Origin of the sequence: Mycobacterium sp. 852002-51961_SCH5331710 (genome assembly GCF_001665535.1) — a bacterium.
Taxonomy (GTDB): domain Bacteria; phylum Actinomycetota; class Actinomycetes; order Mycobacteriales; family Mycobacteriaceae; genus Mycobacterium.
This window is the reverse complement of record NZ_LZSQ01000035.1, coordinates 102,679-123,603: the sequence shown is the minus strand read 5'-3', so window position 1 is coordinate 123,603 and position 20,925 is coordinate 102,679. Positions and strand designations below refer to the sequence as shown.

The following is a 20,925-nucleotide window of genomic DNA, read 5'->3' as shown; positions in this document are numbered from 1 at the left end:
CCCCACCCGACCTCGACACCGGCCAAGCCCGAACCAACTACTACCACCGCCCCGAACGCCTCCTCCGACCCGACGACGACGAACCCACCGACGACACCCCAACCCAGCCCGCACCTGTTGAAAACACCGAACCCGGTGACGAACCCGGCGGACCAGCACCCCCAGGAGACCAGGCGGCCTGACCGCCGCTCGCAGTGGTCTTTTGCTCGCTCGTAGCGGCGGGACACCGCTTGCCATGTGGGTGTACCGAGCCATGAGGGTGTACCGAGTTGACGGTGAGCGCCGCACACACCGTGTCGTGTTCGAAGCGCTGCCGGTATGGCCGCCCGTCATGGTGACGCGGCACACGCCGAATCCGGACCTCCCGCGACCCGATCGGAGGGACAATAGCGCTATGGCCGGAACCCTGTTCTTCGACGGCAACTGCGGAATGTGCACCCGCGCTGTGTACTTCATTGAGAAGCTGAACCGGACCGGGAAACTGCGAACCGCTCCTCTGCAGGGCGAAGGCGTCGCCGAGCGCTTGAGAATCCCCGAGTCGCGGGTTCTCGACGCCGCACGATGGCTCGACGATTCGGGCGAGGTGTACGAGAGCGCAGAGGCGATGAACGCCGCGGTCGCGGCAGCGCTGGGATCTGAGCTCCCACTGCGCATCTACCGGCTCCCCGGCGTCCGGGCGCTACAGGAGGCCGTTTACCGGTACGTCGCCTCTCATCGCTATCGCTTCCCCGGTACGACGCCGTTCTGCGAGTCTCATCCGGTCACCTGCTGACCCGGTGGTGTCCTGGAAGGTCAACGTCCGGGCAACGGACCCCGACGCCGACGCCGACGCCTCCGTCGCTTTGCACCGCAGCCGCGGGTTCGTCGAAGCCGGTCGGCTCACCGCCGTCGGTTACAAGCAGGAGCGGTGGCTCGACACCCTGCTACTTCAGCGCAGCCTGGCCGGTCAGAGCGTCACGTCGGTCCAGGCCGGATCGTCGTCGCTGTGGTCGCCGTCGACGCGGCACTCTCCGTAGAGCTTCATCGTGGCCGAACCGGCTTGCCTCGTCTCATGGGTGAGGAGCGCGGTCATGCCCGACCTGGTCAGTGTGATCCCGAAATGGTCGCCTTCGGCCCCCGACCGGACCCAGCCGTCGTCGACCAACGCCGCAGCGATCCCATCCAGATAGCCCGCCGAGTTGCGTTGCGGCACAGTAAATGTCATGTGCAAGACGGCCTGGTAGGGCGGACCCTCCTCCGCGCCGCACGGCATGAACGCATAACCCCCGGCGGGATGCTGCAGCCGTGCGGTGGCGATGACGCGTCGAGCCGCCGTCACGACCTGTGCGGCCGCCTCGTCATCGGTGATGGTCGCGGCTGGGCGAAGCGGCCGCTCACCGAGTCCCGTGATCACCACGGCCGCACCGAGCGCGAGGCACATCGCCAACGCGGCCCACAGCAGGAGCCGCGACGGGCGGGACCGCAACTGGTCAGCCATCGCCTCCTGCGATCCCGTCGAGCATGCGGTCACAGACGACGTCCATTTCGCGACGGGCCTGCTTGCGGTCGACCGCCCGCGACACGTACAGCGCGGCCTCGTCGAGAGCCCCGAGCAGGACGTGCGCCGTGGGTCGCAGCGGTTGGTCGGGTATCGCGCCCTGGGCGACCGCGTGGGCCAGCATGCCCTCGATCACCCCGAGGCCGTATTTCATCCCGACCTCGCGCCAGCGTTCCCAGCCCAGCACTGCAGGCGCGTCGATGAGGACGATCTGCTGCACGTCGGGCGCCGCGCAGGCGTCGAGGAACAACCGGGCGCCGACCCGCATCGCCTCCACCGGGTCTGTCGGTTGGCGTTCGGCGATTTCGCGCGCAATGTCGGCGACCATATCCCGCTCGATCTCTTCGTAGACGGCCGCGAACAAGCCGGCCTTGTCGCCGAACTGGTGGTACAGCGCCCCACGGGTGACACCCGCCGCCGAAACGACAGCCTGGGTGGATACCTCGGCGAATCCTCTGTCCGCAAACAGTTTTCGGGCGGCAGCCATGAGCTGAGCACGCGTCGCGGCGGTGCGCTCGGCCTGGGTTCGCCGGCGGCGAGAATCCGGACCCGCCCCCTCATTGACTTTCATACAGACTGCACGTAACTTTCGTACCAGTTGTTTGTAAGTGGTGATGGAGAGGATAGCGAACATGCCCCAACTGGCGCTGGAACAGGCGACCATCGACTACCGCGTGTTGGGTCCCGAGGATTCCCCTCATCCTCCGGTGGTCTTCGTTCACGGGATTCTCGTCGACGGCCATCTGTGGGATCCGGTCGCCGATGACCTTGCCCGCCAGGGCTACCGCTGTTACTTACCGACGTGGCCTCTCGGTTCCCACACCATCCCGGTGAATCCCGGAACCGAGTTGTCACCGCAGGGGGTGGCGGCGATGATCCGCGAATTCCTTGCCGCCCTCGACTTGTCGGACGTGACGCTGGTCGGCAACGACACCGGAGGTGGCCTGTGTCAGCTCGTCGTCGACCAGGGACCCGACCGTGTCGGGCGGTTGGTGCTCACCAATTGCGATGCCTTCGACAAGTTCCCGCCGTTCCCCTTCGACGTGGTGTTCGCGCTGCTGCGCGGACCCGCCTCGATCAAGCTGTTGTTCTCGACGATGAAAGTGCCTGCCCTGCGCCATTCCCCGTTGGGCTTCGGGCTTCTGATGCATCCTGACGCTCGATTGACCGAGTCGTGGCTGCGACCATGCCTCACCGATGCCCGGATCCGCCGGGATCTGGCCGGACTGCTGCGAGCCGTTGCCAAGACTGATCTCACCGATGTGGCGACCAGGCTCCCCCGGTTCACCAAGCCGGTGACGTTGGTGTGGGGACAGCGGGACCGGGCGTTCACGCCGGCGCTCGGCAGGCGGTTGGCCGCATGCTTCAGCAACTCGACCCTGATCGAGGTGCCCGAGGCGAGGACGTTCGTGTCGCTGGATGCACCCTCGGCCGTGATCGACGCGATCCTCGGAGTCGGTGCCACCCCGCGGAGTTGAGCGCTGCCTGGGTGAATTCGCGCCAGTTGGGTACTCCCTAGCCGATTACGGCGCGGTCGAGGAGGCTGGCGATGAGTTCTGGCGTGCAAACCGGCACGATCACCACCCAGGTCCCGGGTCGGCTGGATCGGTTGCCCTGGTCGCGATTCCACTGGCGCGTCGTCATCGGGCTGGGCGGAGTGTGGATCCTCGACGGCCTCGAAGTCACCATGGTGGGCAACGTCGCTTCCCGACTGACGGAGAGCGGCAGCGGGATCGAGCTGACGGCGGGTCAAATCGGCATCGCCGCCGCGGTTTACATCACCGGCGCATGCCTGGGTGCCTTGTTCTTCGGTCAGCTCACCGACCGGTTCGGCCGTAAGAAGCTGTTCCTGTTGACCCTCGCGGTGTATCTCGCTGCCACGGTGGCAACGGCTTTCGCGTTCGCACCGTGGTACTTCTTCATAGCGCGGTTCTTCACCGGCGCGGGTATCGGCGGCGAATACGCCGCAATCAACTCCGCGATCGACGAATTGATCCCCGCCCGTGTCCGCGGCCGGGTCGATCTCATCATCAACGGTTCGTACTGGCTCGGCGCCGCCGGCGGTGCCGCGGGTGCGCTGCTGCTCTTGAACACCGCGATCTTCCCGGCCGACATCGGTTGGCGTATCGCCTTCGGCATCGGCGCCATCTTCGGTCTCGTGGTGCTCGTCGTTCGCCGGCACGTCCCGGAAAGCCCGCGATGGTTGTTCATTCACGGCCGCGAAGACGAAGCCGAACGCGTGGTCGGTGAGATCGAGAGTGAAGTCGAACGCTCGACCGGCCAACCCCTCGAGGAACCCGAGGGGTCGCTCACGGTGCGCCAGCGCAAGACGATCTCGTTCCGCGAGATCGCACACGTCGCGTTCACGAAGTATCCGCGGCGGGCGATCCTCGGTCTCGCGCTGTTCATCGGTCAGGCGTTCCTCTACAACGCCTTCACGTTCAACCTCGGAACCCTGTTGAGCGGTTTCTTCGAGGTCTCCTCCGGCATCGTGCCGATGTTCTACGCGCTGTGGGCCCTGAGCAATTTCGCCGGGCCGATTCTGCTGGGCCGGTTCTTCGACACGATCGGCCGAAAGCCGATGATCGCGTTCGCGTATCTGGGTTCGGCGGCCGTCGCCGTGGCGCTGACCGTGCTGTTCGTCTCCCAGACGGGCGGCGTGTGGGTCTTCATGGCCGTGCTCGGGGTGTGCTTCTTCCTGGCGTCGTCCGGAGCCAGCGCGGCCTACCTCACCGTCAGCGAGATATTCCCCATGGAGACGCGGGCTTTGGCGATCGCGTTCTTCTACGCGGTCGGCACGGCCGTCGGCGGCATCACCGGTCCCCTGCTGTTCGGCCAGCTGATCGAATCCGGCGACCGCGGGCTCGTCGCGGTGTCCTTCCTCATCGGTGCGGCTGTGATGGCCGTGGGTGGGGTCGTGGAGTTGGTGTTCGGGGTGAAGGCAGAAGGGCAGAAACTCGAAGACCTCGCGATGCCGTTGACGACCGCCGACGAAGACGAGGAGCCGGCGGACGAGCCGTCGGAGCGCGACCAGGAACGCGCGGCCCGGCAGGCGCGCATCGCCGAACGCACGGAACGTGAACGGGCAGCGAGCCGGACGCGGCGCTACCGGCCCGGGCCACCCGCGGGCTGGTATGGCGCGTGGCGTGAGCCGCCGACCCCCGGGGTGCCGGAATCGGCGCTGGACCACGAGGTGGAAACCATTGCGCGCGCGGTGAGCGAGCACGACCCGATGTCGGTGCGGGAACTGCACCGAGCGGTCGGCGCGCGTTACTGGGGTCCGGGTGAATTCCGCAAGGCGATGCGGGTCGCATTGGCGGAGAACCGAATCGCGCGGCACAGCCGGGGCAGGGTCGGCACACCTCCCGGGACGTCGCCGCAATGACCCTGGGCTGCCGCATATTCGGGCACGACCCCACCTTTCGGGCTGACGGCCGCACCATGCGGTGGAAGTGCGAGCGCTGCGGCGAGGCCCAGGGCGCCAAAGAATATGCGAGCGCCGACGACGCGCAAAAGTACGCCGCAGCGTTCAACAAACGCGATGCCGACGACCTCGGGAAGCACGCGCCCCTACTCGGCCTGTTGCCGTTGCGGCTCTGGCGGGCGCTGCGTCGCCGCTAGGCCTTGGTCAGGGTGAACTGGCAGATGTCGGTGTAACCCTCGCGGAAGAGATCGGCGCACCCGGTCAGGTACTTCATGTACCGGTCGTAGACCTCTTGGGACTGAATGGCAATTGCCTTGTCCTTGTTGGCCTCGAGTGCGGCGCTCCAGAGGTCGAGTGTGCGGGCGTAGTGCAGTCGCAACGGCTGGACCAGGCTGACCTTGAACCCCGCCTGGGTGGCATGCCGCTTCACCGCGACCGGCTGCGGCAGATCTCCGCCGGGGAAGATCTCGTCCATGATGAACTTGAAGAACCGCAGCTTGTTCATCGTCAGCGGCAGGCCGCGCTCCGCGAACTCCTCGTCGTCGGGCTTGACGATGGTGTGCAGCATCATCACGCCGCCGGCGGGCAGCGCGTCGTAGGCCATCTTGAAGAACTCTTCGTAGCGGTCGCGACCGAAGTGCTCGAAGGCGCCGATCGAGACGATGCGGTCGACCGGTTCGTGGAACTGCTCCCACCCCTGCAACAGCACTCGCTTGTTCCGGGGGCTGTCGATGCCGTCGAGCACCTTCTGCACGTGCGCCTGCTGATTCTTGCTCAACGTCAGGCCCACGACGTTGACGTCGTATCGCTCGAGCGCCCGCTTGATCGTCGCGCCCCAGCCGCAGCCCACGTCGAGCAGCGTCATCCCCGGCTGCAGGCCGAGTTTGCCGAGCGACAGGTCGATCTTGGCGATCTGGGCTTCCTCGAGCGTCATGTCGTCGCGCTCGAAGTAGGCGCAGCTGTAGGTCTGCGTCGGGTCGAGGAACAGCCGGTAGAAGTCGTCGGACAGGTCGTAATGCGACTGCACGTCCTCGAAGTGAGGCGTGAGGTCCTGGGCGATGTCGGTCGATTTTTCTGGCACGGTCAGCCCCTGGCGTCGAATTGGGTCAGGTCGAAGCTCCGCACGGTTAGAGAGCCTCCCCCGTCGGTGGGCAGTTTACGCACAGCACCTGGGTGTCGACGTCATTGCCCTGGTCAGCGGCTCACAAACGAGGCGCAAACCATTGTTGACAAAGTCAACAGTTAGGTTGACGATGTCAACTATGTCCGTGGTGGACGAAATCCGAGGATTCAACCGCTTCTACACGCGCGTGATCGGGTTGCTTCAGCCCCGTCTCGCCGACTCGCAATTCGGCCTGACCGAGGCCCGGGTGATGTTCGAATTGGCCCGCTCGCCGGACGTCACCGTCGTCGAGCTGCGGCGCCAACTCGACCTCGACGCCGGCTATCTGAGCCGCATCCTGTCGGGATTCACCGAACGCGGGCTGGTGGTGCGGATGCCGTCCAGCGCCGACGGTCGACGTCAGATCGTCCGGCTCACCGATGCCGGGCGCGACGCCTTCCGCGAACTCGACGACCTGCAGACCCGCGCCATCGAAGCCTTGCTGGAGCCGCTGGACGACGAGCGTCGCGCGGATCTGGTGCAGTCCATGCAGCGCGTCCGCGACCTTCTCGACGGCGAACAGGCGCCGTCCATCGCGGTCCTGCGGGCGCCGGAGCCCGGTGACCTCGGCTGGGTGATCGAGCGTCACGGCACCCGCTACGCCGAGGAATACGGCTGGAACGCCTCGTTCGAGGCTTTGGTCGCGCGCGTGGTCGCGGACTACGCCGGGCGGGGTGACACTTCACGGGAAGCGGCGTGGATCGCCGAACTGGACGGTCAGCGTGCCGGCTGCGTGTTCTGCACCGCCGCCGACGAGCCCGACACCGCCCAACTGCGGCTCCTGCTCGTCGAACCGACCGCCCGCGGCCACGGCGTGGGCACCCGGCTGGTCGACGAATGCCTGCGGTTCGCGCGGCGCGCGGGTTACGCACGAATCACGTTGTGGACGAACGACGTTCTGGTGGCCGCCCGGCGAATCTACGAACGGGCCGGCTTCGTGTGCGATCGGCGCGAGCCGCATCGCAGCTTCGGTACCGATCTGGTCGGCGAGTACTGGTCGCGCGCGTTGTAGATCACCGCGTTGCTCGGTGGCGCGTGGGCGTTTCCGCACTATCGTTGACGTCAGACGGGTAAACCTCAACGAGAACGGAGACCGATCATGAGCACACCTGACGGCCTCGCGTTCGGCGATGCCATTCCCGAAGCCGACGTGGCGGACCAGCAAACCCCGGTGGATCCAGGCGACGAGGACACCTGGCACGACGCCGCGGAGATCTCCGCCGAGCGGACGTGGGAGGCCAACGAGGCGGATCTGGTCGATCAGGCGATCGAGGTCCCCCTCCCCGACGACGATCTCCCGTTCGAATAGCCGTTCCCTCGAGTCGATCGGCTGCCGCCGTGCGGGTGCGGGGGTAAGCATGACGCCATGGATCTGCGTGCCGAACTGCTGGATAGCCTCGACTTCGACCCCAACGCCTCGCGCGTCTACGGCCAGCCCTACGAGACCGCCGACGGCACAACCGTCATCCCCGTCGCGGAGGTGCGGGGCCGCGCGCGCCGCGGACGCGATCCGAACGTCAAGGTGACGACCAAGCCGGCGGGAGTGTTCGTCATCAAGAACGGTGACGCCGTCTGGCGCCCGGCCGTCGACTCGACGCGGATCACGCTGGCCGGAATCCTGGTCGGCCTGGTTTCGTCCACCCTTGCGGGTATCGCGATGGTCCGGCGGCCGCCGTGGCCGGACCTGCACGGCGACATCTCGTCGCGCTAGCGCCGGTCAGTTCTGCCGCGGGATCAGTTCGGCGACGAACTGATCGATGAACTCGGCCATCGCGAACCGGCCCGCCGGACGGATCACGAACTTGGTCAGGCCCGCATCCACGTAGGCGTCGAGTTGCCGATGCAACTGCGGCCAGCCGTCGGCGATGAGTTCGGAGGGATCGACGTCGGGCCGGCGCTGCCTGACCGCGGCCAGCAGTTCCGGGGCCGGCTCCCCGTCGGCGACGGCGAGGTTGATGCCGAAATGGTCCGCCTCGACTTCACGTCCCGCCTCGTGGGCTGCACGCTCGATCGCCTCCCTGGCCGTCCGCGCCTCGGCCGGTGTGACGAAGCTGCCCAGCCAGCCGTCGCCTAGGCGGCCGATGCGCCGGAACGCGGCCGGCGCCGACCCGCCCAGCCAGATGTCGAGCGGCTTGGTGGGGCGCGGCGCCACGGCAGCCGACCGCACCGAGTAGTAGTCGCCGTCGAACGAGACGTCGTCGTGTTCGAGCACCGCACGCAGCAGTCGCAGTGCCTCGTCGAACACGGCGGCCCGCGCCCCATCGGGCACCACGAAGATCTGCCGTTCCGCGGCGATGGCCGAGCGCAGTCCGAAGACCGGCAGCACCCTTTTGGGGGCCAGCGCCGCGAGCGAGGCCAATTGTTTGGCGACGAGTACCGGATGCCGCCCCGGCAGCACCGCTACCGACGTACCGACCTTCAGGCAGTCGGTGCGGGCCAGGGCGAAGGCCATCCCGACGAACGGGTCGACGGCCTCGGAGTACACGAGCTCGGAGAACCACAGCGAGTCAACGCCGGTGTCTTCCAGGTGGTCGACGATGTCCGGCAGTTGGTGTGGGCCGATGTCGGCGCCGAGTCCGATCCCGAATCGAATTTTCACGTTCTCGCCATCCTACTTACCAAGCGTTCGGGACGCATTCGGCCGACCGAGCGCTAGGGTTGCGAAAACGCTTGCGAGAGAGCGAGGAAGCGGTGGACGGAGCGGTGACGGTGTCGATGGCGGCACCGGCGGAGCGGATCTGGGACCTGATCGCCGATGTGCGCAACACCGGCAAGTTCTCCCCCGAGGTGATGGAGGCCGAGTGGCTCGGCGGCGCGGCCGGTCCGGCGCTGGGCGCACGCTTCCGCGGTCACGTCAAGCGCAACGAGATCGGGCCCGTCTACTGGACCACGTGCGAGGTGACCGCCTGCGAGCCCGGTCGTGAGTTCGGTTTCGCGGTTCTGCTCGGCGACAAGCCGGTGAACAACTGGCACTACCGACTCACCCCCGTCGAGGGCGGAACCGACGTCACCGAATCGTTCCGGCTCAACGACTCGGTGCTGATGAAGCTGTTCTCGGTCTTCGGTGGTCAGCTGCGCCGACGGCGCAACATTCGCGATATGCGCAAGACGCTCGAGCGCATCAAGGCCGTGGTCGAGTCGCCCGACGGCTAGGCGCGACGGATCCGTTGCCCACCAACGGGATCAGAGACTGCGCAGTCGCCGGACGCGATCGCTGAGCGCGCGCTTCGACACGCCTGCGGATCGCGCCAGCGCTTCGAACGCGTGCGGGCAGCCCGGATAGACGTGCAGTTCGGTGGGCACCCCGGCGTCGGCAAGGCGGGTCGCATAGGAGATGTCCTCGTTGCGGAAGATGTCGAGATCACCGACGTCGAGGTACGTGTCGGGCAGTCCGCTGAGGTCCGTGGCGCGTGCGGGCGCCGCGTACGGCGATACCGACTCCGACCCCGCCTCGGCGCCCAGCAGCGCGCCCCACCCCGTGACGTTGTCGTCGTACGTCCACGTCAGATAAGGCAGCAGGCTGGAATCGGGTGTCGCGGCGCGGTCGTCGAGCATCGGGTAGATCAGGATCTGTTGTGCAATTGCGGGCCCGCCGCGGTCGCGGGCCAGAAGGCACACCGCCGCGGCCAGGCCTCCTCCCGCGCTGTCGCCCATCACCGCGACCCGGTCGGGGTCGACCCCCAGCGCCGCGGCGTTGGTGGCCAGCCAGCACAGCGCGGCGTAGCAGTCCTCGACCGGTGTGGGGTGCGGATGCTCGGGCGCCACGCGATAGTCGACGACCAGCATCGGCACCCCGGACGCCGCGACGTAGTCGCGCACAGCGAGGTCGTAGATGCGCCCGATGTGTTCGAGCCCGAAGATCATTCCCCCGCCGTGGAGGTACAGCGCCGCGCTGCCCGGCTGCTCCCCGCTGCGTTGATACCAACCGAGCGCCAGCGTCGCCCCGTCGTCGGTGGTCAACGAGTGCTGGGTGACCTCCACACCGGCAGCGGGGGTCCGTTGCCCCGCGACGGTGTCGAACATGCGGTGACCGTTGACGCGCCGCGTCTCCACATCACCGACCGGCGCCGGGTCGACCTCGCCGACAGCGGCAAGCAGCGGCGCCATCTCCTCGAGTATCTGGGCGTCGATGCCGAGGGTCATGCCGGCACACTATCGTGGCCGGGCGTGGTTGCGACGCGACTTCGACCCATCTACCCCTTTGCCGTTGTGGTGCCGATCGCGGCGGTGACCGCTGTAGTGCACTGTGTTGCAGGGGTTTTGGGAAAGGAATATTGGTTCGACGAGGTGTACATGCTGGCCATCGGCCGCAACCACCTCGACTGGGGTTCGGCGGATCAGCCGCCCCTCGCCCCCGCGCTCGCCACGGCGATGGACACGCTCGCGCCGGGGACCGGATCTGGGCGCAGACGCGGACTTTGACCGTCTCGTGAATCCGCCGCGGCGACGCCGACACCTTTGATAGAACGGTGCCTGTTCAGCCGCGAGCCGAGGGAGCCTCCGATGGGTCAGTGGTCACGTGAGGAGATCGACGAGGCGTTCCACGCCTATCAGGACGCGGTGGTCGACATCGGTAAGACGTGGGACTGGTCGAGCTATGCCGATCACTTCACCGAGGACGCGACCTACGTCGAACATGCCCTCGGCAACATGTCGGGCCGGGAGACCATTCGTGACTGGATCGTTTCGACAATGAACATGTTCCCCGGCAGCGAGATGCCCTTTTATCCGGTCGAGTGGTATTCGATCGACGTCGACAAGGGCTGGGTGATCAACCGCAATGTCAACACGATGAAGGATCCCGGCGACGGCAGCGTGCACGGCACCCCGGTGATCACCGTGCTGCGGTACGCCGGTGACGGGAAGTGGAGCTACGAAGAGGACGCCTACAACCCGATGAACTTCCTGGTGATGGTGCAGGGTTACATCCAGCGCTGTCACGAACTCGACACCCTCTCCGACGACGCTCGTGTATTCGCCAAGAACATGAACTGGCAGTTGCCGTAGTCAATTTGGTCACTGCGGCAGAATCGCCGTCGCGTTGCGGATATCGGCCTACCCTCGGACGGGTGGACACCGCTACACCGCCCATGTTCGGAGCGCACCTGGTCCGAGACAACGGCGCCCCTCCGCCCGAGGTGCCGCTGTCCGAGGTCGATCTCGGCTCGTGGAGCTTCTGGGTCAAGCCCGACGACTTCCGCGACGGCGCGTTCGCCACATTGCGGCGCGAGGCGCCGGTCTCGTTCCACAAGCCGTTGGAGACACCCGGCGTTGAGGAAGGCCCGGGCCACTGGGCGCTGACCAAGTTCGACGACGTCTGGTACGCCAGCAGGCATCCACACATCTTCAGCTCGAGCCCGAGCATCACGATCAACGACGCGAATCCGGAGTTGAGCGAGTACTTCGGCTCGATGATCGTCACCGATGACCCGCGACACCTCCGGCTGCGCAACATCGTCAGCCGGGCGTTCACCCCGCGGGTGGTGGCGCGCACCGAGGCCTCGGTCCGCGACCGGGCGCGCCGCCTGGTCGAGACGATGATCGCCGAACATCCGGACGGCCACGGTGAAGTCGTCGCGGAGTTGGCCGGACCGCTGCCGCTGCAGGTGATCTGCGACATGATGGGCATCCCGGAGGACGACCATCAGCAGATCTTCCACTGGACCAACGTCATCCTCGGGTTCGGGGACAAGGACATCGCCCAGGATTACGAGGAGTTCGTCAATGTCGCGATGGACATCGGCGCCTACGCGACAGCGCACGCCGAGGACCGTCGCACCCACCCCCACGAGGACCTCACCACCGCGCTGGTGGAGGCCGAGGTCGACGGTGAGCGCCTGACGTCGGCCGAGATCGCGTCGTTCTTCATCCTGCTGGTGGTGGCGGGCAACGAGACGACCCGCAACGCGATCAGCCACGGCGTGCTGGCGCTGACACGCTATCCCCGTGAACGCGAGCGCTGGTGGGCGGATTACGAGGCCGTTGCCCCCACCGCGGTCGAGGAGATCGTCCGGTGGGCGTTCCCGGTGAACTACATGCGCCGCACACTCACCGAGGACTGCGAGCTCAGCGGGGTCAAGATGGCCGCGGGCGATAAGGCGACCCTCTGGTATTGCTCGGCGAACCGGGATGAGGACAAGTTCGCGGACCCCTGGACGTTCGACGTGACACGCAACCCCAATCCGCATGCCGGTTTCGGCGGCGGAGGGGCGCATTTCTGCCTGGGCGCCAACCTTGCTCGGCGCGAGATCAGTGTCGTGTTCGAGGAGTTGCACCGGCAGATACCCGACATCGCCGCCACCGAGGAACCGGCGCGGTTGCTGTCGCCGTTCATCCACGGGATCAAGCGCTTACCGGTGTCCTGGACGCCGCCGTCACGATCTCGATGAGGTCCTCGCGGCTCGGGCCCGCGGCAGGTGTTGGGCGCCAACCGTTTTCGTAAAGCCTTCTGGCGCGCGGTTCGGCAGCGCGAAGACTGTCGGGGAGCGCGTCCATCGTGATGTACGGCGTGACGATCTCCCCCAGCTCCGCGTCGGCGTCGGCCGCGGCGACGATCAGGTCCGACGGTAGCGGCTTGGTGAGGTCGACGTCGTGACCTGACCAGCGCCGCACCCGATCGGCGTCGGCATAGACGTGGTCGGTGTACCACGGCCGGATGTGGCTGACGCACCACTCGTTGAATTCTGCTGTTGCGCACCGGATGTCGTCGCCACTGTGGTCGAGGATGGACATCAATTCGCGCGCCTGCATCAGCGCGAGCGCCACGCCACGACCCGCGAGCGGGGTCGTCGTACAGACGGCGTCACCGAGCGAGACGAGGCCGGGCAGTGGCACACGTCCCTCATCGTCACGCTGCCCGCGGTAGCCGTTGTACAGGCGCGATCCCGGCATGACCCCGGTGAGTGCTCGGCTTCGTGACGGCTCGATCCAGTCCGAGAGTGTCGGTATCTCGCGTACGGCGGCTTCGAAGGTTTTCGGGTGGCGGAGTTGGAGCAGTCGTGGCTCGGTGCCGTCGTGCACGATCGTCACCGAGAACGCGCCGTTGTCGTGCAGATAGGCCAGCGCCCAGTACCCGTTCAGGGAAAGCACCGTCCCGAACGGCGTCGACATCGGTGGCGGTGTGGCCCTCCGGTGCAGCTGGTACTGCCGGCTGACGTAGGCCGCGCCGCACGCCTCGCCCCTGGCCGGTGGGCGGATCGAGCGGGTGAAGCGGCTGTCGCGCCCCGAGGCGTCGAGCACCAGATTCGCTTCCAGTGTGGCGGTTCCGACGCGGACGGCGACGTTGCCGGTCCGGCCCACCTGCACGTCGTCGACGTTGCCCGGGTAGAACGCGAGGTTGCGGTGCGCAACGGCGCGGGCCCAGAGCACCCGGTCGAAGGCCATCCTGCGGCACAGCAGACCCACCGCCCCGCCGCGGTTGTCCGTCGCGGTTTCGGCGCCCGCCGCGATCAACGCGTCGAGCACGTCGGGCATCTCCGCGGCCAGCGCGTCGATCACTTGGCGACGGAAGGTGTGGGCCTGGTGGAACTGCATCACCCCGCGCCGCCGCCACCACCCGCGTTCGGGTGGGCCGGGGTCGCGGTCGACGACAAGGACCTCGCGGCCACGCCGCGCCAAGGCGATCGCGCTGTAGAGCCCAGCCGGCCCGGCGCCGACGACGATGGTTCTCATCGTATCTCTTTTCAGGTAACATAAAGTGTATTCAATATACGAAGGGTCACTCGAATGACGGACTCTGTCAAGCGGCGCTACTCGTCGCAGCTGCGCGCTGCGCAGGCAGGACAGACGCGGCGCAGGATCGTCGAGGCGGCGCAGCGGTTGTTCGTCGAGGAGGGCTATGCGGCGACGACCATCGACGCTGTCGCGGCCGCCGCAGGCGTGAGCCGCAAGACGGTGTTCAGCTCGGTCGGCGGCAAGGTGGATCTCCTGAGGTTGGCGATGGAATGGGCGGTCGCCGGCGATGACGAGCCGGTGACGTTGACCGATCGCGACGAGATGCGCGCGCTGCTGGCCGGTACCGACGCCGCCACCCTGCTGCGCAGCTGGGCCGGCGTCATCACCGCGATCGACACGCGCACGGCGCGGTTGTTCGCGGCGCTGGAGGTCGCCGCGGGGACCGACGCCGAGGCGCGGGAGCTGGCGGCACGCTTCGAGCGGCAGCGGCTCGATGGTGCGCGCCGCATCGTCGACCGGCTCACGCAGCTGGGGGCGCTCGACCGCGCACTGAAACGGGCCGAGGCGGCGGACATCGCGTGGTTGTCGACCGATCCCCTGCTCTACGACCGCCTGGTGCGAGTGCGCGGGTGGTCGTCGAAACGGTTCAGCGCGTGGCTTGCCGAAAGCTTGTGTCGTCAGCTCCTGCATGGGTAACCGACGGCCATGCATCCCGATCACTTTCGTACCCTGCTGACCTCGAACGGCCCCTACGCATCGGTGTACTTCGACGACTCCCACAACACCGCCGACGCGGCCGCCCAGATGGAACTGAAGTGGCGCTCGCTGCGCGAACAGCTCGAGCGCCAAGGCGCCGATCCGGCGGTGACGGAGAGCATCGAGCAGGCCGTCTCGGACGCGGCTCCCCCGGTGGGGCCAAGCGGCCGCGCCGTCGTGGCCAGCGCCGACGGTGTGCTCGTCAACGAACACCTGATCCGACCCATCGATCCCGTCGTCCGCGTCTCGGCGCTGCCCTACATCGTCCCCGTCGTCGAACACGGACTCGACCGACCGACGTACGCGGTCGTCATCGTCGACCACGAAGGTGGCGACATCACGCTGTTCCGCGAGGGCACCGCCGTGTCGGACACCGTCGACGGCGACGCGTATCCGGTGCACAAGGCGTCGGGTGCCGAGTCGCCGGGATACGGCGATCCGCAGCGAGCCAGCGAGGGCGCGCGACAACAAAACATCCGCGCGGTCGCGAGCCAGCTGACCACGTTGGTCGACGACGCCAAGCCCGAGGTCGTGTTCGTCGTCGGCGAGGTGCAGTCGCGCACCGACCTCACCTCCCAACTACCCGAGCGGGTGGCCTCGCTGGCCGTCGAAGTCAACGTCGGCGCACGTCATAGCGGATTCGACGACGCGGATTTGCGACACGAAATCGACCAGGAGTTCCAGCGCCGCCGGATCGCCGAGATCGACGACGCCGCGCAACGCCTGACAGCCGAACTCGGACGCGGCGAGGGCATGGCGACCGAGGGCCTTGACGGCGTCACCGCCGCGCTGCGGGCGGGTGCGGTGGAGACCCTGATCATCGGCGACGTCGGGGATGCGACTGTCGTCGCCGGCGACGACCTCACCACGATCGCGCCGAACGCCGATGTGCTGTCCGAGCTCGGAACCGCTCCCAGCCAGACGTTGCGGGCCGACGAGGCGCTGCCGATGGCCGCGATCACCACCGGCGCCGCACTGATCCGCACCGATGAGCGCATCGATCCGGCCGACGGCGTCGCAGCGATCCTGCGCTACGCGCTGCCCCGCTGACGCCGGGCGCTCGGTCAGCGGGCTCCGACGATGTTGGCCAGCGCGGCGATCGAGGTGTCGTCGAGATGCTGGCACAACTCCAGCGGATGCTCGAAAACGCGTTGTGCTCCGGCCTTTTCGAGCTCTCCGCGGGAAACTCCTCCGCTGAGCACTCCGATGCTGTCCACGCCTGCCCGCTTACAGGCCTCCACGTCCCAGACGGTGTCACCGACGAACACGGCGTGTGCGGCGGGCACACCCGCGCGTTGAAGCGCGATCTCGACGATGTCGGGTTCGGGTTTGGCGGTGTCGACGTCCTCCGACGAGGTCACCGCGTACACCAGGTGATCGCTGTCGAGCACCTCGCGCAGCATCGACAGTTCCTCCTCGGGCGCCGAGGTGGCCAATACGACCCGGATGTCGAGTTTGTGCACCGCCTCGAGCAGTTCGCGGGCGCCCGGCAACCGTTTGAGATGCGGTGCCAATTCCTTGTAGTAGCGCGAGTGCAGGTCCTTGGCCTGGCTACGGGCCTCCGCGTCGGCGTTCGCCGCCAAGGTCTCGACCAGCGTCGTACCGTCCATTCCGATGGAGCGGTGAATACGCCAGGCCTCGACCGGGTGGCCGGCCTCCTCGAACGCCCGGTACCACGCGTGCACGTGCAGGTAGTTCGAGTCGACCAGCGTGCCGTCGATGTCGAACAGGACGGCCGAAACGTTTTTGGCTTCGCCGGTCACGGCCGGCGCTGCTGCTCGGGAGCCCGGGTGTGATCGGGAGCCCGGGTGTGATCGGGCCGCGCGGCGAAATCGTCTCGCACACCGTCGGTCTTGGTGTGCGTGGCATCCGCGACCGGTTCGGACGCGCGGGTCTTCGGGTCCAGGGCGTCGGCGCGGGCGCGCTGTTCGTCGAGTTCGTCGCGCTTGGTGGTCACCGCATCGCGGTGCGTACGCGCCGCATCCTGCAGGCGGGCCGCCTCAGCGGCTTTCGCCTCCGCCTCGGCCTGCGCGGCGCGGGCGCGTGCCTCGGTTTCCTGAGCCACGGTCTCGCGCTTCTGGAGATGCTGCGACTTCTGGTCGACCTCGGTGCGGAGGCGCTCGGCTTCGAGGCGACGGCGCTTGTTGCGCGCATTGCGTGCCAGGACCGCCACCAGCACGATGGCGGCGATGACAGCGATGGCGACGATGATCCACACGATGACGTTGCTATCCATGTCGGCTCCTCTGATTTGTCGAGCCGGCTCATTGACGAACCCGCTAATTCTGCGTGTGCCCGGGCGGGACCGTGCCTAAACGGCGCGTGCTCAGAAGTAGCCGTTGGCGGGCGGCCAGACGCCGTTGACCGCGTGATTGCCGGCGGCGTGAGCCTTGTAGGCCAACGGACTGTGGCTGGCGATCGTTCGGACGTTGCGCCAATGCCGGTCGAGGTTGCGCGATCGTGCGGTGGCCGACGCTCCCCCGGTGTCGAACAACCGCTCGGCGGCAGTCAGGGCCAGACGTTCCGTCACCAACTGCGTTTTGGCCACCGAAATCGCCAGTTCGGCGAGGGAGTCGGGATCGTCCTGCCTGCCGCGGTCGACCACCTCGTCGATCTCGTCGGCGGCGGCAAGGACGAGCGCTTCGGCGGCGGCGGCATCGGCGGCGATGCTGCCGACTGCCTGCAACACGAACGGATCCCCGGATGCCGAGTCGGCCAATGAGTGCGACGCCGGGCGCGCCTTCGTCCGCACGTAGGTGACCGCGTCGTCGGTGACGGCATGCGCGATACCCGCTGTTACGGCAGCCAGATACAACTGCAGAAACGCCGTGCCGTGTCCGAGGCGCTTGCCGTCGGACACGGTGGTCACCTCCACCGGGTGCACGATCACGTCGGTGAACCGGGTGCCGCCACTGGCCGTGGCGCGCTGACCGAAACCGTCCCAATCGTCGTAGAGTTCGACGCCGTCACGATCGGCCGGGATGATCGCCTGCAGGTCCCTGCCGTCGGCGTCTACGGCGGAAACCGCGATGAGGTCGGCGAAAAGCGTTCCGGTGGAATAGAACTTGTAGCCGTTGAGTCGCAGGACACCTTCGGCGTCGGCAACCAGGCGGGTTTCCGAACTCGACGGCGATTTGCCGTTGCCGTCGGTGATGGCGTTGCCGAAGACCGCGCCGTCGTTGATCCGCGGAAACCAGTGTTCCCGGTCGGCCTCGGTGGCGCGGTTGCTCAGAAGCCGCTCGGCGAACCCGAAGTGCGGCCGAAGGGCCTGTGCCACATTGGAACTACCGCGGGCGATCGCGATGACAGTCGAGAGCACTTGGCGCGCGCTGGCCCCGGGCCCGCCGTAGCGGACGGGAACCCGCAGCCCGAGAAGGCCGGCGTGACGCAGGCGCTCGACGGCGTCGTACTGCAGCACCCGCTCACGTTCGGCCTCCGCATCGGCCTTGCTGAGGTCGTCGACGATCGGGGGCAACCTGACCAACCTGTCTTCCGTGGAGCCACCCAACACATCGTCGACGTACGCGGGCCGTGGTGCGTGCGTCATGAATTGGCCAGATAGCGTCGGCGTTCCCAGTCGCTGACATGGCCGATGTACTGCTCCCACTCGCTGCGGGCGATCGCGGCGAAGTCGTGCACGGAATCCGCACCGAGGATCTCCGTGATCGTGTCGTCCTGGGTGGCCAACGCCAGCGCCACCCCGAGGGACTCCGGCAGCGGTGCTCCGCTGCCGTAGAGATTGCCCTCGCCGCGCTCGGCCGGTGTGCGGCCCGCCTCGATACCGGCGACCACCGCGGCCAGCGCCGAGGCGACCAGCCAGTAGGGATTCGAATCAGAGGCACCGCTACGCAATTCGATCCGGGTGGCGTTCGGATCGGACTCGACCAGGGAGCGCACCGCGGCACTGCGATTGTCGCGGCTCCACGTCACCGTCGTGGGGGCGAACGAATCGGGTGCGAAGCGACGGTAGGCGTTCACCGAGTGGGCACCGAACAATGTGATCGACGGTAGATGCTCGAGCAGTCCCGCGATCGCCCGCAGCGCCAGGTCGTTCTCGCCGCCGTCGACCGGCGCGAAAGCCGGTGCGCCGTCGTGCCACAACGAGATGTGCAGATGAGCGGAACTGCCGGAGTGCTCGGTGAACGGCTTGGGCATGAAGGACGCCAGTTTGCCGTGTTTGCGGGCTACCTCCTTGGCGGCGTATTTGAGCCGCGCGGCGTCGTCGGCCGCCTCGAGCGCGTCGGTGTAGACGAGGTTCGTTTCGACCTGCCCCGGGCCGTACTCGGTCTGGATGCCCTCCAATCGGGTGAAAGCGCCGAGGGTTTCGTATAGGTCGGTGATCAGCGGGTCGAGCGCGTTGGCGTTCTCCAGCGAGTAGGCGTGGATGTCGTGTTGAAACGGCGACCCGTCGGGGTCGAGCAGATAGAACTCCAGTTCCACGCCGACCTTGGCCGTGTAGCCGTGGGTGGCGAGCCGCGCCAGCACCCGCCGCAGGACGGCGCGCGGATCCAGCAGCGACGGATTGCGGTCGTGCGCAACGACATCGGCGATGACATGGCCGACGCCGGGCCGCCACGGCAGTGGGCGGAAGGTGGTCAGGTCGGGTACGGCGTACACGTCGGGATAGCCGCCGTCCCAGTTCGTGAGCCGCAACGACTCGATCACGGTTCCGTCGGTGTTCCAGCCCAGCGACGCCTCGCAGAACGCGAACCCGGCGCCGCGCGCGCGTTCGAGGAACTGAGCCGCCGGGATGCGCTTGCCCTGAGCGTGGCCGAACGGATCGCTCCACGCGACCTCGATCTCGGTCAGGGAGCCGTCGTCGAGGCGGGCCAGCAGTTCTCGCTCGGCCGCCGGAGCGGATTCGATCGTCTGCGTCATGTGTGGGCCTGTTCCCCGACGCGGGTGCCGACGACTGTGCCGACGGCGAAGGAGCCGACCAGCAGCCCGATGACGATCCAGGCGAGGATGCTCGAACCACCCACCAGATCCCTCAGGTTGGCGAGAATCAGCACCAGCGCCGCGGTCAGCCCGACGAGCCCCAGCGCCGGTGCGATACGCACCCGCCACTGTGAATGGCCCCGCCGATCGCGAGCGAAGAACACCAGAACCGAAACCGACGTGGCGATCAGCAGCACCACGAATCCGACGGTCGTCGTGCCGGCGAACCAGGTGTAGAACTGCGCGGCCGGGTCGAGCGTGAAGACCACCGCCAGCGCGATACTCACCGCGACGACACCGGAGATCCACAGCGAAGCCTGGTGCGGCGAGCCGTGTTTGGTGTGCGGATAGCTCAACGACGCGGGAAGCACGTCGCGCTGCGACAGCGCGAACACGTAGCGCGACGCGACGTTGTGGAAGGCCAGGATGCAGGCGAACAGGCTGGTGAAATAGAGGACGGTGATGATGTCGGTGCCGACGAGGCCGATGTAGCGCTGGGCGGTGTCGGCCAGGAATGTGCCGCCCGCCTCGGTGGCCTGGGTGATGGCCTGCTCGTCGCCCCAGCCCGAGATCAACGCCCAGCTGGTGACCGCATAGAACACGCCGATGAGGAGCAAGGCGGCGTAGGTGGCGCGCGGGATGGTCCGTTCCGGGGTGCGGGCCTCGTCCCGGAAGATCGCGGTGGCCTCGAACCCGACGTAACTGATCAGCGCGAACAACAACCCGATGCCCAACGAGCCGGAGAAGATTGCGTTCGGATTGACGATGCCGCTGGACAGCCCGTGGTCGCCGCCCTGCACGACGATCACCAGGTCGAGGACCAACACGATCGCGATCTCGGCGGTCAGGAGCACGGCGAGCACCCGACTGGACAGCTCGATGTTGCGGTAACCGAGATAGGTGGTGACCACGAAGGCGACCGCGGCGAACAACCACCACGGAAGGGTGGGGCCGCCGAACAGTTCGACGACGCTGACGCCTGCCGGGCCGAGTAGGCCGTAGACGCCGGCCTCCAGCGCGACGTAGCTCAGGAGTGCGACGAACGCGATGCCGATGCCGACCGGAAAACCCAGAGCCTTGCGGACATAGGAGAAGAACGCCCCCGCCTCCTCGACGTAGGGAGTCAGTGCGGTGAAACCGACCGCGAAGAACAGCAGCACGATGGTGGCGGCGACGAAGGTCGCAGGGAACCCGGCGCCGTTGCCCGAGGCCAGCCCCAGCGGGACGACACCGCCGATCACACCGAGTGGTGCCGCCGCGGCGACGACCATGAACACGATGGCGGGCACCCCGAGATTGCCCCGCAGCTTGCGTGCGGGCGCTCCGGCTTCCTCGCTCAAAGCTTCTGGAGGCGCGACGATTTCAGACATGTACTGCGTCCTTCGGTGGTAGTTACGGGCACGATAGGGATAACGCGCTGCGTGGCACCACATC

At 67.3% G+C, this 20,925-nt stretch carries 24 protein-coding genes and 1 pseudogene; 14 read left to right on the top strand and 11 right to left on the bottom strand.

Annotation, left to right across the window (positions count from 1 at the left end; all coding sequences use genetic code 11):
* Positions 1–182, top strand: a pseudogene (locus tag A5752_RS27920) (HNH endonuclease signature motif containing protein); the annotation flags it as partial.
* Between the two features lie 212 nt (positions 183–394).
* Entirely contained in the window at positions 395–772 is a 378-nt protein-coding gene (locus A5752_RS05590; protein ID WP_067083152.1) for a thiol-disulfide oxidoreductase DCC family protein, read from the top strand.
* Between the two features lie 174 nt (positions 773–946).
* Here the strand turns inward: A5752_RS05590 and A5752_RS05580 are convergent, their stop codons facing one another.
* Both A5752_RS05580 and A5752_RS05575 read right to left on the bottom strand, forming a co-directional pair.
* Complete coding sequence (locus A5752_RS05580) at positions 947–1,477, bottom strand: lipoprotein LppJ family protein (protein WP_067083149.1); 531 nt, start codon at positions 1,475–1,477, stop codon at positions 947–949.
* Positions 1,470–2,108, bottom strand: a complete 639-nt coding sequence (locus A5752_RS05575; protein WP_067083148.1) for a TetR/AcrR family transcriptional regulator — start codon at positions 2,106–2,108, stop codon at positions 1,470–1,472. Before A5752_RS05575 ends, A5752_RS05580 begins: the two co-directional genes overlap by 8 nt.
* A gap of 61 nt (positions 2,109–2,169) precedes the next feature.
* Between A5752_RS05575 and A5752_RS05570 the strand changes: the two genes are divergently transcribed.
* The 3 genes from A5752_RS05570 (at position 2,170) to A5752_RS05560 (ending at position 5,158) form a co-directional block, all read left to right on the top strand.
* On the top strand, positions 2,170–3,015 hold the full coding sequence (locus A5752_RS05570) for an alpha/beta fold hydrolase (protein WP_067083146.1): 846 nt from the start codon (positions 2,170–2,172) through the stop codon (positions 3,013–3,015).
* A gap of 71 nt (positions 3,016–3,086) precedes the next feature.
* The gene (locus A5752_RS05565) at positions 3,087–4,922 is read left to right on the top strand and encodes an MFS transporter (protein WP_067083145.1); all 1,836 of its coding nucleotides are present in this window, start codon (positions 3,087–3,089) and stop codon (positions 4,920–4,922) included.
* 56 nt (positions 4,923–4,978) lie between these two features.
* Positions 4,979–5,158, top strand: a complete 180-nt coding sequence (locus A5752_RS05560; RefSeq protein WP_231967507.1) for a hypothetical protein — start codon at positions 4,979–4,981, stop codon at positions 5,156–5,158.
* On the opposite strand, the gene A5752_RS05555 is transcribed toward A5752_RS05560, so the two are convergent.
* Positions 5,155–6,042, bottom strand: a complete 888-nt coding sequence (locus tag A5752_RS05555; RefSeq protein ID WP_067083142.1) for a cyclopropane mycolic acid synthase family methyltransferase — start codon at positions 6,040–6,042, stop codon at positions 5,155–5,157. The genes A5752_RS05560 and A5752_RS05555 overlap by 4 nt on opposite strands.
* Positions 6,043–6,223: 181 nt before the next feature.
* Between A5752_RS05555 and A5752_RS05550 the strand changes: the two genes are divergently transcribed.
* The 3 genes from A5752_RS05550 (at position 6,224) to A5752_RS05540 (ending at position 7,834) form a co-directional block, all read left to right on the top strand.
* Positions 6,224–7,135, top strand: coding sequence for a bifunctional helix-turn-helix transcriptional regulator/GNAT family N-acetyltransferase (locus A5752_RS05550; RefSeq protein WP_231983327.1), 912 nt, complete (start codon positions 6,224–6,226; stop codon positions 7,133–7,135).
* A gap of 87 nt (positions 7,136–7,222) precedes the next feature.
* Positions 7,223–7,432: an Rv3202a family protein gene (locus A5752_RS05545; protein WP_067083139.1), complete on the top strand. Its 210-nt coding sequence runs from the start codon at positions 7,223–7,225 to the stop codon at positions 7,430–7,432.
* 57 nt (positions 7,433–7,489) lie between these two features.
* Complete coding sequence (locus A5752_RS05540; RefSeq protein WP_067083137.1) at positions 7,490–7,834, top strand: hypothetical protein; 345 nt, start codon at positions 7,490–7,492, stop codon at positions 7,832–7,834.
* A gap of 6 nt (positions 7,835–7,840) precedes the next feature.
* On the opposite strand, the gene A5752_RS05535 is transcribed toward A5752_RS05540, so the two are convergent.
* Entirely contained in the window at positions 7,841–8,722 is an 882-nt protein-coding gene (locus A5752_RS05535) for a TIGR03854 family LLM class F420-dependent oxidoreductase (RefSeq protein ID WP_067083135.1), read from the bottom strand.
* Between the two features lie 116 nt (positions 8,723–8,838).
* On the opposite strand from A5752_RS05535, the gene A5752_RS05530 reads away from it, so the two are divergent.
* Positions 8,839–9,276 (top strand): SRPBCC family protein, encoded by a 438-nt coding sequence (locus A5752_RS05530; protein ID WP_502686671.1) that lies wholly within the window; start codon positions 8,839–8,841, stop codon positions 9,274–9,276.
* A gap of 30 nt (positions 9,277–9,306) precedes the next feature.
* Here A5752_RS05530 and A5752_RS05525 read toward each other — a convergent pair whose 3' ends face one another.
* A complete protein-coding gene (locus A5752_RS05525; protein WP_067083132.1) occupies positions 9,307–10,266 on the bottom strand; it encodes an alpha/beta hydrolase in 960 nt (319 codons plus the stop codon).
* A gap of 117 nt (positions 10,267–10,383) precedes the next feature.
* Between A5752_RS05525 and A5752_RS27395 the strand changes: the two genes are divergently transcribed.
* The 3 genes from A5752_RS27395 (at position 10,384) to A5752_RS05510 (ending at position 12,512) form a co-directional block, all read left to right on the top strand.
* A complete protein-coding gene (locus A5752_RS27395; RefSeq protein WP_353612322.1) occupies positions 10,384–10,545 on the top strand; it encodes a hypothetical protein in 162 nt (53 codons plus the stop codon).
* 81 nt (positions 10,546–10,626) lie between these two features.
* Positions 10,627–11,130, top strand: a complete 504-nt coding sequence (locus A5752_RS05515; protein WP_067083129.1) for a Cif family virulence factor — start codon at positions 10,627–10,629, stop codon at positions 11,128–11,130.
* Between the two features lie 83 nt (positions 11,131–11,213).
* On the top strand, positions 11,214–12,512 hold the full coding sequence (locus tag A5752_RS05510) for a cytochrome P450 (protein WP_067083127.1): 1,299 nt from the start codon (positions 11,214–11,216) through the stop codon (positions 12,510–12,512).
* Here A5752_RS05510 and A5752_RS05505 read toward each other — a convergent pair.
* A complete protein-coding gene (locus A5752_RS05505; RefSeq protein ID WP_067083125.1) occupies positions 12,466–13,794 on the bottom strand; it encodes an FAD-dependent oxidoreductase in 1,329 nt (442 codons plus the stop codon). The two genes, A5752_RS05510 and A5752_RS05505, sit on opposite strands and share 47 nt — an antisense overlap.
* 54 nt (positions 13,795–13,848) lie before the next feature.
* On the opposite strand from A5752_RS05505, the gene A5752_RS05500 reads away from it, so the two are divergent.
* Together A5752_RS05500 and A5752_RS05495 are read left to right on the top strand one after the other, a co-directional pair.
* Positions 13,849–14,493, top strand: coding sequence for a TetR/AcrR family transcriptional regulator (locus A5752_RS05500; protein WP_067083123.1), 645 nt, complete (start codon positions 13,849–13,851; stop codon positions 14,491–14,493).
* A 9-nt stretch (positions 14,494–14,502) separates the two neighbouring features.
* Positions 14,503–15,603 (top strand): Rv2629 family ribosome hibernation factor, encoded by a 1,101-nt coding sequence (locus tag A5752_RS05495; RefSeq protein ID WP_067083121.1) that lies wholly within the window; start codon positions 14,503–14,505, stop codon positions 15,601–15,603.
* Positions 15,604–15,617: 14 nt separating this feature from the next.
* Here the strand turns inward: A5752_RS05495 and A5752_RS05490 are convergent, their stop codons facing one another.
* The 5 genes from A5752_RS05490 to A5752_RS05470 form a co-directional block, all read right to left on the bottom strand.
* Entirely contained in the window at positions 15,618–16,316 is a 699-nt protein-coding gene (locus A5752_RS05490; RefSeq protein ID WP_067083119.1) for an HAD family hydrolase, read from the bottom strand.
* Positions 16,313–16,789, bottom strand: coding sequence for a hypothetical protein (locus A5752_RS05485; protein WP_067083118.1), 477 nt, complete (start codon positions 16,787–16,789; stop codon positions 16,313–16,315). Before A5752_RS05485 ends, A5752_RS05490 begins: the two co-directional genes overlap by 4 nt.
* Positions 16,790–16,879: 90 nt before the next feature.
* Positions 16,880–18,100: an acyl-CoA dehydrogenase family protein gene (locus A5752_RS05480; RefSeq protein WP_067083116.1), complete on the bottom strand. Its 1,221-nt coding sequence runs from the start codon at positions 18,098–18,100 to the stop codon at positions 16,880–16,882.
* Positions 18,097–19,431, bottom strand: coding sequence for a glutamine synthetase family protein (locus A5752_RS05475; RefSeq protein WP_067083114.1), 1,335 nt, complete (start codon positions 19,429–19,431; stop codon positions 18,097–18,099). Before A5752_RS05475 ends, A5752_RS05480 begins: the two co-directional genes overlap by 4 nt.
* Positions 19,428–20,861, bottom strand: coding sequence for an APC family permease (locus A5752_RS05470; RefSeq protein ID WP_067083113.1), 1,434 nt, complete (start codon positions 20,859–20,861; stop codon positions 19,428–19,430). Before A5752_RS05470 ends, A5752_RS05475 begins: the two co-directional genes overlap by 4 nt.
* Between the last annotated feature and the right edge of the window lie 64 nt (positions 20,862–20,925).